Source organism: Bacillus sp. I-2 (assembly GCF_001974945.1).
Taxonomy (GTDB): domain Bacteria; phylum Bacillota; class Bacilli; order Bacillales; family Bacillaceae; genus Bacillus; species Bacillus safensis.
In genome coordinates, this window is sequence record NZ_LZRW01000021.1 from 1 (window position 1) to 498 (window position 498).

General features: G+C 42.6%; 1 protein-coding gene. It reads left to right on the forward strand.

Annotated features, from left to right (window positions below):
* A partial coding sequence (locus tag BAE31_RS06280; RefSeq protein WP_076839857.1) for a hypothetical protein occupies positions 1–479 on the forward strand: 479 nt, incomplete at its 5' end.
* Positions 480–498 lie beyond the last annotated feature (19 nt).

The window sequence follows — 498 nt, forward strand, 5'->3', positions numbered from 1 at the left end:
TCGTAATGGTGGTGAAAAGTGATATGGCTAGAAAGGAGTTGAAAGTACACGTTAGATTCACAAACCATTGTTTTACTAAGGGATACGATGCTTTTAGCCATCCTGCAGGGGAGCCGATTATTCCTGACCATAGCGGAAACAAAAGAACTTTTTGCCCAATAAGATATAGGCTCTCGTTGAGTCTGCCTGCAATCATCAGCAGCTTGGTGAATCCGCAAGAAAAGGTTTTTCAAACAGCAGCAAGGCGAAACTGGGCTTACTCAATAACGATTGATGATCCTGCAGGGCCGTATCATTTGTTTTTTGAAATACGAAAAGCCTCTCGTGCTGAAAGGCATCTACAGGATTTGAATGTTGTTGTTGAAAGTGCGTATCACGAAGAAAAGGGGTATGGACCACCTGATCTTCTTGGTCGAATAGGATTTGTGGCTCTTTGTGGAAGAGTTTATGAGGGTAAACCGCTGGCTACAAAAAGATAAAAAAAAAGCACCCAAGAGG